This window comes from Bacillus sp. JJ1521, from assembly GCF_036965165.1.
Classification (GTDB): Bacteria; Bacillota; Bacilli; order Bacillales; family Bacillaceae_L; genus Ferdinandcohnia.
Window position 1 is genome coordinate 1 of sequence record NZ_JBALOX010000103.1, and the last position, 11,267, is coordinate 11,267.

At 35.5% G+C, this 11,267-nt stretch carries 8 protein-coding genes; 5 read left to right on the forward strand and 3 right to left on the reverse strand.

Features of this window, described 5'->3' with window-relative positions:
* Positions 1-148 precede the first annotated feature (148 nt).
* A complete protein-coding gene (locus V7147_RS15125) occupies positions 149-1,933 on the forward strand; it encodes a S9 family peptidase (RefSeq protein WP_335368671.1) in 1,785 nt (594 codons plus the stop codon).
* Between the two features lie 39 nt (positions 1,934-1,972).
* Here the strand turns inward: V7147_RS15125 and plsY are convergent, their stop codons facing one another.
* Positions 1,973-2,578 carry a glycerol-3-phosphate 1-O-acyltransferase PlsY gene (plsY, locus tag V7147_RS15130; protein WP_335368672.1) on the reverse strand — a complete coding sequence of 202 codons (606 nt, stop codon included), beginning with the start codon at positions 2,576-2,578 and terminating at the stop codon, positions 1,973-1,975.
* A 296-nt stretch (positions 2,579-2,874) separates the two neighbouring features.
* Here plsY and V7147_RS15135 point away from each other — a divergent pair, with 296 nt between their 5' ends.
* From V7147_RS15135 to ytvI, 4 genes are all read left to right on the forward strand, one after another.
* Positions 2,875-3,288: a CoA-binding protein gene (locus V7147_RS15135; RefSeq protein WP_335368673.1), complete on the forward strand. Its 414-nt coding sequence runs from the start codon at positions 2,875-2,877 to the stop codon at positions 3,286-3,288.
* A 222-nt stretch (positions 3,289-3,510) separates the two neighbouring features.
* Entirely contained in the window at positions 3,511-5,493 is a 1,983-nt protein-coding gene (gene parE / locus V7147_RS15140) for a DNA topoisomerase IV subunit B (protein ID WP_335368674.1), read from the forward strand.
* A gap of 7 nt (positions 5,494-5,500) precedes the next feature.
* Positions 5,501-7,945 carry a DNA topoisomerase IV subunit A gene (gene parC, locus V7147_RS15145; protein ID WP_335368675.1) on the forward strand — a complete coding sequence of 815 codons (2,445 nt, stop codon included), beginning with the start codon at positions 5,501-5,503 and terminating at the stop codon, positions 7,943-7,945.
* Between the two features lie 160 nt (positions 7,946-8,105).
* On the forward strand, positions 8,106-9,161 hold the full coding sequence (gene ytvI, locus V7147_RS15150; RefSeq protein WP_335368676.1) for a sporulation integral membrane protein YtvI: 1,056 nt from the start codon (positions 8,106-8,108) through the stop codon (positions 9,159-9,161).
* Between the two features lie 10 nt (positions 9,162-9,171).
* On the opposite strand, the gene V7147_RS15155 is transcribed toward ytvI, so the two are convergent.
* On the reverse strand, positions 9,172-10,314 hold the full coding sequence (locus V7147_RS15155; protein ID WP_335368677.1) for an alanyl-tRNA editing protein: 1,143 nt from the start codon (positions 10,312-10,314) through the stop codon (positions 9,172-9,174).
* Positions 10,315-10,686: 372 nt separating this feature from the next.
* Positions 10,687-11,031, reverse strand: a complete 345-nt coding sequence (locus V7147_RS15160; RefSeq protein ID WP_335368678.1) for a hypothetical protein — start codon at positions 11,029-11,031, stop codon at positions 10,687-10,689.
* Positions 11,032-11,267 lie beyond the last annotated feature (236 nt).

The window sequence follows — 11,267 nt, forward strand, 5'->3', positions numbered from 1 at the left end:
AACTATGAAAAAATGTTAGAAATTTATCGAATATTGTCAATTATTTTTAAGGTATTTCACTAGTCGAAATAACTAGGAAGGATAATTAGAAAAGCTGTCGAATTTATTTCAGTATGAAATTAATTTAAGATTAAGTAGGTGTTCATTGATGAAATTTCAAAAGCCAGATGTAGAACAGTTTTTTAGAACCTTTGGTATTCAAAACTTTTCTATTAGTCCAGATGAAAGTCAGCTAGTATTTAGTACGAATTTAAGTGGAAAATATAATCTTTGGGCAATGGACTTACCATCCCAATTCCCTTATCCCCTAACATTTATTGATCAAAGTTGTCAGGAGTTAATTTATGATAAGAATGGTCAATTTTTGATTGCAGGTTTTGATAAAGATGGTGATGAAAATACGCAATTATATGCAATACAGCCACAGGGTGGGGAGTTAAGACCAGTAAGAATTCAAGAAGGACATCGTCACATGATTGCAATTTTTTCAAAGGACGGAAAAAAATTGTATTATACTTCAACGAAGGACAATGCAATGTGTTTGAATTCATACTGTTTTGACTTAGTGACAGAAGAAGAGGCAATTATTAACGAAGGAAAAGATGCAGCAACCTATTTAGTTGCACTCAGTCCAAATGAAGGTAGTCAAATCTATCTAAAGCATTTTGCAAACACATATTCATTAGCCTTTTTACATAAAGACGGTAAGGAAAATCGCTTAACTCCTGAAACCGATCAACAACATACTGTTTCGGATGTGTTATTTACATCTGAAACTACGATTTACTTAGTAACAGATTATGATGATGAATTTTCCTATCTTGCAAAATATGATGTGAATACGAATCAATTTTCAAAAGTTGTTTCACTTGAAATGGAAGATTTCAAGTCAATAAAATATAATGAGAAATCTCAACTAATTTATATTGTGAGTGAAAAGGGTGTTGAGGATTTTCTATATGCATTTCATATGAAATCAGGTAAATTAGAAAAGCTTACTTCTCCAACATCCGTTATTGAAAAGTTGATCGTAACAGAAAATGATAACCTCTATGTTCTTGGACGTTCGGCTACAAGTCCATTTAACATCTACAAGCGCCTTGTTAATGAAGATATATGGGAAGCGTGTACCAATTACAGAGTTCCTGGGGTAAGTGAGGAAGAGCTGGTCCATCCCGATGTCATCACATATCCATCATTTGATGGCCAAGAAATCGAGGCGTTACTTTTCAAGGCAAAATCGGATATCTCAAATGGACATTTGATTCTATGGCCACATGGTGGACCACAGGCTTCAGAAAGAAAATCCTTTCGAGCAATGTTTCAATTTTTAGTTAATCGGGGGTATAGTATTTTTGCACCGAATTTCCGTGGTTCAACTGGTTATGGTTTGGAATTTACGAAAATGGTAGAAGGTGACTGGGGCCATGGACCACGACTAGATAATATCGAAGGGCTTGAATGGTTAATCAAAAATGAATATGCTGACCGCGATAAAATCCTACTTTTAGGTGGTAGCTATGGGGGATATATGGCACTTTTACTTCATGGTAAGCATTCCGAATACTTTAAAGCTGTAATTGATATCTTTGGACCAAGCGATCTATTTTCTTTTATTGATTCAGTTCCCGAGCATTGGAAGCCTGTCATGAATCAATGGGTTGGTGATCCTGTGAAGGACAGAGAGAAGTTAATAGAGTTTTCACCAATTACCCATTTAGATGGCATGGTGAAGCCGATGTTAGTTATCCAAGGTGCTAATGATCCCCGTGTTGTAAAAGCAGAATCTGATAAAATCGTACAGGCATTACAGGATAAAGGCAGGGAAGTCGAATATCTCGTGCTTGCGGATGAGGGACATGGATTTTCGAAGAAGGAAAATGAAATCAAGGTAAACCGAAAAATATTGGAATTTTTTGATCAATTTATCTAGAAAAAAAGACGTGTGACCAATTAGGTTCACACGTCTCTTTTATAACCATTTAATCTTAGGTTCTGTCTTATTTTTTATCCGGGAGATGTTTGCACGGTGACGATAAAATACAAATGCTGCTAGTAATGAAACAGCTATGATTAAAGGATAATCTGTTTTATAAAATATACTATACACAATACTGAAAGTGACGCAATAAATTGCAACTAGCATAGAAGATAGAGAAACCATCTTCGTCAATTTTAAGAAAATAAAAAAGAATATTAAAATCGTCAAAAACAGAATTGGATTATATCCCAATAGAACTCCACCTGAGGTTGCGACTGCTTTCCCACCTTTAAAACCAGCGAAAATCGGATACATATGACCAACTACCGCAACCAAACCAACTAATAAAGGGAAATAATCAGGATACGAATTACCCAATAAAAGAAAAGGAAGTAAGGTTGCTAATGTTCCTTTTAAAATATCAGCAATCGTTACGATTAAACCGGCTTTTTTCCCAAGTGTTCGAAAAGTGTTAGTCCCACCTAAATTTCCACTGCCATGCTCCCGTATATCAATACCGTAGCCAACCTTCCCTACAATTAACCCTGAAGGAATTGAACCAAGAAGGTAAGCAAGGAGTATAATAACTATATTCATACACATAACTCCTTTAATAAAATAATAAATATAAATGCAACCTGCACCGATTGTACCATTCTTTTGGAATTATACCATGCTTGTACAAGTATACTCATTATACTAAAATTTTTTCCTTGAGATGAATTTTTTTTAAAATTCGACAAAAAATGATTGAAATTCTTATAAAAACAAACATTAGCGTTGAAAATCTAAATAAATGCAGGAATATCTATGCTATGGACCGAAATACTATGAGAGATAAAATATCTACCACTTAGAATGTAAATCAAAATATAAATAAGGGGATGCAGGCTATGACATTGGAAATTCCAACTCGTGCTGAACTGGGTAAAATCTTAAAGAGAAGTAAAAGGATTGCTGTTGTAGGATTATCAGATAAGCCTGAAAGAACTTCAAATATGATAAGTAAGGCCATGCAGGATGCTGGATACGAAATCATTCCTGTAAATCCAACTATTGATGAGGCATTAGGTGTAAAAGCCGTTAAGTCAATTAAAGATATTGAAGGGCATATTGATATTGTCAATGTTTTTCGTCGCTCTGAGCATTTAATGGACGTTGCGAAAGAATTTGATGAAATTGATGCAGATGTGTTTTGGTCACAGCTCGGTTGTGTAAGTGAGGAAGCATACAACTTCTTAAAGGATCGTGGGTATACAGTTGTCATGGATCGCTGTATTAAGGTTGAGCATGCGCTGACAAAATAACAGAACACGAGATAAAAATCCTTGTTTTTACACAAGGATTTTCGCCTTTTTGCGAGAAACGGTTTGCCAAATCTGGATAAAGATATAAAATAAAAGATAGGGCGTTAAAAAACAAAACATTTGTTCTGTAAAGTAAGATATACTTATATTAGTGAAACTACTTATATAGAGAGAAGCTATTTGTTAGCTATGTACTTGGGTAATCTCCCAAGTGTTTTGTATATGAAAGGGGTATGTTTTTTGGTTAAGCAACAATTTGATTACAATGATGATGCAATTCAGGTATTAGAAGGCCTTGAAGCCGTTAGAAAAAGACCTGGTATGTATATAGGAAGCACCGATGGTAAAGGTCTTCACCACCTTGTCTATGAAATTGTAGATAATTCAGTGGATGAGGCTTTATCTGGTTATGGAAATCACATCATTGTTAAAATCCATAAAGACAATAGCATAAGTGTCCAGGATAAGGGACGTGGAATGCCAACCGGGATGCATAAAATGGGTAAGCCAACACCAGAGGTTATTTTCACAGTGCTGCACGCGGGTGGAAAATTTGGACAAGGTGGCTATAAAGCAAGTGGGGGTCTCCATGGGGTTGGAGCTTCTGTTGTAAATGCATTATCTGAGTGGCTAACTGTTACAATTAAGCGTAATGGATTTGTTTATGAGCAGCGCTTTGAAAACGGTGGAAAACCTGCTACTACACTAGAAAACATCGGGAAAACGAATCAATCAGGTACGACCATCCATTTCAAGCCAGATACAACGATTTTTAGTACAACGACTTTTAATTTTGAAATATTAAGTGAACGCTTGAGAGAATCAGCTTTTTTATTAAAAGGGTTGAAAATTGAAATTATAGATGAGCGTAATGATTTCCGTGATGTTTATCATTATGAAAATGGCCTTGAAGCGTTTGTGGAATACTTGAACGAGGAAAAGGATGCATTACATCCTGTTGTATCATTCGAGGGTGTTCAGAACCGAATGGAAGTAGATTTCGCCTTTCAATTTAATGATGGGTATTCAGAGAATATCTTATCCTTTGTAAATAACGTTAGAACAAAGGATGGAGGTACTCATGAAGTTGGATCAAAGACGGCATTAACTCGTGCCTTTAATGAATATGCGCGGAAAACGGGCCAATTAAAAGAAAAGGATAAAAATCTTGATGGCTCTGATATTCGTGAAGGATTAACGGCGATTGTGTCTGTTCGCATACCTGAAGAATTATTACAATTTGAGGGTCAAACAAAAGGTAAGCTTGGAACAAGTGAAGCACGTTCTGCTGTTGATTCAGTTGTGTCCGAAAACCTTTCATATTTCCTTGAGGAAAACCCAGACGTAAGTACACTTCTAGTAAAAAAAGCAATCAAAGCTTCCCAAGCAAGAGAAGCTGCTCGAAAAGCGAGAGAAGAAGCTAGAAGCGGGAAAAAACGCAAGAAATCTGAAACGTTATTGAGTGGTAAGCTAACTCCTGCTCAATCCCGAAACCCTGAAAAAAATGAACTTTACTTAGTTGAGGGTGATTCCGCTGGAGGATCAGCCAAACAAGGGCGTGACCGTCGTTTCCAAGCGGTACTTCCACTAAGAGGTAAAGTGATAAATACGGAAAAAGCAAAGCTTGCTGATATTTTTAAAAATGAAGAAATCAATACCATTATTCATACAATCGGCGGCGGAGTAGGTGCGGACTTTACTGTTGAAGATATCAATTATGACAAAATCGTCATAATGACGGATGCAGACACTGATGGGGCGCATATTCAAGTCTTGCTTTTAACGTTCTTTTATCGTTATATGAAGCCTTTAATTGAAGCGGGTAAGGTTTATATTGCCCTTCCACCTCTTTATAAGGTAAGTAAAGGGGCAGGTAAGAAGGAAGTCATTGAATATGCATGGAGTGATGACGAGTTACAGGGTGCAATAAATAAAATAGGAAAAGGTTATATGATTCAGCGCTATAAAGGTTTAGGAGAAATGAATGCAGATCAACTATGGGATACAACGATGAACCCCGAAACGAGAACGCTAATTCGAGTCAGAATTGATGATGGAGCAAGAGCCGAGCGTAGAATAACAACACTTATGGGTGATAAGGTTGAACCACGCCGTAAGTGGATTGAATCAAATGTTGCCTTTGGCCTTGACGATGATTCGAATATTTTGGACAATGAAAATTTATCGGTCGTAGAAGGGGAGTAACAAATAGATGGTACAAACAGAAAAATATCGTGATCTACCTCTTGAGGATGTTATTGGTGATCGTTTCGGTAGATATAGTAAATATATAATTCAAGATCGTGCATTACCAGATGCAAGGGATGGTTTAAAGCCAGTTCAAAGACGTATTCTATATGCGATGCATGTTGAAGGAAATACTTCTGATAAAGGTTTCCGTAAATCGGCTAAAACAGTCGGAAACGTTATCGGTAACTACCATCCACATGGTGATACGTCTGTTTACGATGCAATGGTTCGTTTGAGCCAGGACTGGAAGGTTCGAAATGTCTTAGTTGAAATGCATGGAAATAACGGTAGTAATGATGGTGACCCACCAGCAGCGATGCGTTATACGGAAGCACGTCTTTCAAGTCTTGCTTCCGAGCTTTTACGTGATATCGAGAAAAGAACAGTTGAGTTTATTCCAAACTTTGATGATACAAGTAATGAACCAGTTGTATTACCGGCTAGTTTTCCTAATTTACTCGTAAATGGTTCAACTGGAATCTCAGCAGGATATGCAACTGATATTCCACCACATCATCTGGGTGAGGTTATTGACGGCGTTATTACGCGAATCGACAAACCAAATTCAACAGTTGATGAACTTATGCAGGTAATTAAGGGACCTGATTTCCCAACTGGCGGTATTATCCAAGGGATTGAAGGGATCAAGAAAGCTTATGAAACAGGAAAAGGAAAAATCATTGTTCGTGGAAAAGCGGACATTGAGGATCTTCGTGGTGGAAAACAGCAAATTGTCGTAACTGAAATCCCATATGAAGTAAATAAAGCCAATATGGTTAAAAAAATTGACGAGATTCGTTTAGACCGTAAAGTGGAAGGGATTAGTGAAGTCCGTGATGAAACAGATCGAACAGGCCTAAGAATCGTCATAGAACTAAAAAAAGACGCAGATGCACATGGAGTTTTAAATTTCCTCTATAAAAATACTGATCTTCAAGTAACCTATAACTTTAACATGGTTGCAATTTTAGATAGAAGACCAGTATTGATGAGTTTACCGATGATTTTGGATGCGTATATTAACCATCAAAAAGAGGTTATTACCAATCGATCACATTATGAATTGGAAAAAGCACGTGAACGTCAACATGTGGTTGAAGGTCTTATTAAAGCTTTATCAATCTTAGATGAAGTCATTGCAACAATTCGTGCTTCAAAAGATAAAAAGGATGCGAAAAATAACTTAATTGATAAATTTGGATTTACAGAACCTCAGGCAGAAGCGATTGTTTCCTTGCAACTATATCGTTTAACAAACACAGACATTACAGCACTACAGCAGGAATTTGATGAGTTAAACAAAAAGATTAGCGAATTAGTTGAAATTCTTCAAAATGAAAGTAAGCTTCTACAAGTTATTAAAACAGACCTAAAGCGTGTGAAAAAGACGTATGCCGATAATCGACGTTCAAAAATTGAAGATGAGATTGAAGAGATTAAAATTAATCTTGAGGTAATGATTCCATCCGAGGATGTAATCGTAACTGTAACCCAGGACGGCTATGTAAAACGAACAAGCCCACGTTCATATGCTGCATCCAACGGTCTTGATTTTGGCATGAAGGATACGGACCGATTGTTACGCCAATTCGAAATCAACACAACGGACACATTACTTCTTTTTACAAACAAGGGGAACTACTTATATATTCCAGTACACGAGCTTCCTGATATAAGGTGGAAGGACCTTGGTCAGCATGTTGCTAATATAATAAGTATAGACCGTGATGAGTTCATTATTGAGGCATTCCCAGTTACAAATTTTGAACTGCCTGAATATCTTCTTTTCATCACGAAAAATGGAATGGTGAAAAAATCAGAGCTATCGTTGTATAAAGCACAACGATATTCAAAACCACTTGTTGCGATTAACCTGAAGAATGATGATGAAGTCGTAAATGTTCATATCACTAATGGAAATATGGATGTCTTCCTAGTTACACATCTAGGCTATGGACTATGGTTCGGGGAAGAAGAAGTCAATATTGTTGGTCAACGAGCAGCAGGGGTTAAAGGAATTAATCTAAAGGATGATGATTATGTAGTCGCTGGATACGTCGTGCCACCATCAACACCGGCTGAATTAACAGTTGTTACACAACGTGGTGCTGTCAAGAAAATGAAAATCTCGGAATTTGAAAAAGCAACACGTGCAAAACGTGGATTAGTCATGCTTCGTGAGTTGAAGAATCATCCACACCGCATTGCTGGAGCACATTTTGTGACAAATGTAGATGAACTTTTCCTCAAAACCAAAAATGGAAAAATGGAATCCGTTGAAACAAATTCGTTACGTCCAAATGATCGCTATAGCAATGGTTCGTTTGTAGTAGATACAGATGAAGCGGGCGAAGTTGTTGATACTTGGATTGTCACGCATGAAGAAATAAATGACGAATCGAAATAATGTTACGAAAGAACAGCTACTAATTGGTAGCTGTTTTTTGGTGATGAAAATTGTCAAACCAAAAGTCTTGATTTCGAAAAATATTTATATTTTAAATATGTCTACTTTACTGTACAATAATTTTATAAGCTTTACTTAGAGAGTAGGTAATATTGCGAATATGATTAAAAAATATATTAATAAAAGAAATGTTATTCTTGTAATAGCCTTAATCGTTGCATTGTATTTATTACCAATGTCAATTTCATTAATTTTAGCCTTTTTAACCGCTCTTTTATTGGAGCCAATTGTTAATTTATTAACCACAAAATACCGATTTAAACGACTTTATTCTGTAACAGTAACGTTTGTCGTTTTCCTAGTATTCGTATTATTTTTGGGGTATTTATTAGTCAATGTTATTATTAATCAATTGATTACTCTTGTGAAAAATATACCGTTTTATGTCTCAAGCATTGATACGGATCAAATCATTGCGACTTTTCAACAATTTGAAACTTATTTTGAGGATTTGCCAAAGGAAGTCTTTGATTCAATCATGAATACCCTGTATTCTTTCCAGGATTTATTGATTGTTGTAGCCAGGAATATTACAGAGGGAACTTTTGGTTTTGTTTCAAGCCTACCACAACTATTATTAGAGCTAATTGTATATTTAGTTGCAGCTTTTCTTTTCATGAATGATCTCCCTACAATTAAAAATAAGCTTAAAGACATGCTTCAGGAGAGTTCAATTGAAAAGGTGAAAATTGTAACAACCCAATTGAAAAAGATATTTGTCGGCTTTTTAAAAGCACAAATCGTCCTTAGTGGGGTAACATTTATTATTACTTATATTGGGCTTTGGATTTTAGATGTTAAGTATCTTTTAATTCTTTCATTGCTAATAGTTTTAGTCGATTTACTACCAATACTAGGGACTGGATCTTTCATTGTTCCATGGGCCGTTTTTGTCTTAATTAACGGGAACACCAAGCTTGGAGTAGGATTATTGATTCTGTTTGTACTAATTACGGTGATTCGGAAAATTATTGAACCAAAGATATATTCGCAAAGCTTCGGTATTAGTGCATTAGCGGCGCTCATTAGCATGTATTTAGGATTTAAAATAATTGGGATCGTTGGTTTACTACTTGGACCACTACTCGTTATCCTTTACGATTCACTAACAAAGGCTGGAGTAATCAATCTCGGCTTTAATTCGGAAAAAATTTAAGAAAAGCTACCTAAACGGTAGCTTTTTGTATTATTTTGTTTCTTTTAATTTNNGTGGTGTTATTGCCGCCACCTTTCCCAAAATAATTTTTTAATTCTTGTTTGAATAATTGGCCACATTGAACTGGGAATGAGCCATTATGTGAGATAAGTAGCTTATTTTCAAGCGTTGTTGTAAAAATAACACATTGATTCGATGATTCATTGATTTGTTTTGCAATTCCTTGAAGTTCTTTTAATGGTGTATCCTCGAAATTCTTGATAATTATGGGTCCGTCGTGAGATTGAATCAGTTCCTGTGCAAAAAATTGATTCAATTTACCTTTTAACTCCTCAATTTCTCTTTGATATCGTTTGTTTTCTTCCTCTATTTTTGTAATTTTTTCAATGAGACCTTCTCGATTTGTACTATATTGGTTTGCTAAAGAGGCTAAGGTCGAATGTGTTGCCCGGTAATCTTCTAGAGCTCGATTTCCAAATATTAAGTAAACACGTGTCTTTCCTTTACTTTTTTCTGTTTTTAATAGCTTCATTAATCCTAATTCGCCAGTTCTAGAAACATGGGTACCCGCACATGCAGATGTATCTATTCCTTCAATCTCCACAATCCGCATTTCATCGCCTTCAACATCAGGCATTTTTCGTAAAGGGAGGGTGCCGGCTTTTTCCTTAGAAACAAAATAAGTTTTAATTTCTCGGTTTTCATAAATAGCTTTATTTACTTGGTTTTCAATATGTAAAAGCTGAGCATCACTAAATTCTGGAACACTTAAATCGATTGAAACGGTGTCTTTTCCTAAATGGAAGCTTGATGTGTGTGCATCATATTCATCAATACAAATTGCTGACAGCAAGTGTTGGCCAGTATGCTGCTGCATGTGGTCATATCGTAGCTCCCAATCAATTTGACATTCAACCGTCTGTTTTTCTGGAGGATGGGGGAGCTTATGATATACTTCGCCAGATTCCTGAAAGACATCCAAAACGTTAATATTATCAATCAGTCCTGTATCAGATGGTTGTCCACCACCTTCAGGATAAAATGCTGTTTCTTCTAGGGTAACAAGGAAATAGTCATTCTTTGTGATTATATTGGTAATCGTAGTTGTCCATCTTGCTAAATAAGGATTTTCATAATATAGCTTTTTGGTCATCAGAACTCGATCCTTTCGACATTAGATATTAAAAACATACTAAAAAAGGAGGAAAGATTCAAATATTAAAATGAATTAGAAGGGAGGAAGCGCCATTAAGTATCTTAAAATGGCAATCTGTATGAAGCCTGAGAGGCGGGCATAATTAGTGTTTACCTTGTAAAAAGAGTAGGTGTTGGAGAATAGGAGTGTTTACTATACTGAATGACTAGTTGCTCGTAAGAAAGCTATGCGGAGATGGAGTAGCTGCTGGAAGAATCGATTAATATTCGTAATAAAGTTAATGGAGGTTAAAAGAAGAAAAAAAATGGAAGTTTATCATAATAATATTATGTAAACTTAAAAATAGAAAAATATGAGGGAGGGTTAGAATTAAGCATTTTGATATTTTTCGATAATAAATTCCATTCCAATTTCAATTAATGTGTTTGTGTGTGTTTTTAGCCTGCGTGCACGATCTTTTAGCAAGTCATATTGAATGTTGCTAAATGTTGTGCCCATTTGGATTCGATCCAATGGTTTAACCGGGGTCTTAAATTCTTTAGGTTTCTTATAAGTATATAATACGTGATCAATTCCTTCAGCGAGTAATTGATTAAACGGAACTTGTTTGTGATTTGCAATTACTTTGATTTGTTCGAGCAAACTGCGGCTAATTGTTGTATTTTTCGTTACACGATCAGCATTATGTGGTCTAATTTTGCTTTCGTAATGCATATGTAGATCAACTCCTTGGGTAAATGTAAAAATGAAGCGTACTATAATAAACTAATAATTGTTTTATGTAATCATAAGGTACAGATTGTAGAAGATTATAGAAAATAGACAGTTAACTACAATAATTTAATTATAGCACGGATTTGCTCTTATTTTATTGATTTGAACTAGCTTCCTAGAATAGATATTATGTTAACTAGAATGAATGTTAAATAGTTAGTTAGATTAGTTACCTT

Excerpts from the sequence above, each read along its gene's own strand:
- V7147_RS15125 (WP_335368671.1), top strand. The coding sequence starts at position 149 with ATGAAATTTCAAAAGCCAGATGTAGAACAGTTTTTTAGAACCTTTGGT.
- plsY (WP_335368672.1), bottom strand. The coding sequence starts at position 2,578 with ATGAATATAGTTATTATACTCCTTGCTTACCTTCTTGGTTCAATTCCT.
- V7147_RS15135 (WP_335368673.1), top strand. The coding sequence starts at position 2,875 with ATGACATTGGAAATTCCAACTCGTGCTGAACTGGGTAAAATCTTAAAG.
- parE (WP_335368674.1), top strand. The coding sequence starts at position 3,511 with ATGAAAGGGGTATGTTTTTTGGTTAAGCAACAATTTGATTACAATGAT.
- parC (WP_335368675.1), top strand. The coding sequence starts at position 5,501 with ATGGTACAAACAGAAAAATATCGTGATCTACCTCTTGAGGATGTTATT.
- ytvI (WP_335368676.1), top strand. The coding sequence starts at position 8,106 with ATGATTAAAAAATATATTAATAAAAGAAATGTTATTCTTGTAATAGCC.
- V7147_RS15160 (WP_335368678.1), bottom strand. The coding sequence starts at position 11,031 with ATGCATTACGAAAGCAAAATTAGACCACATAATGCTGATCGTGTAACG.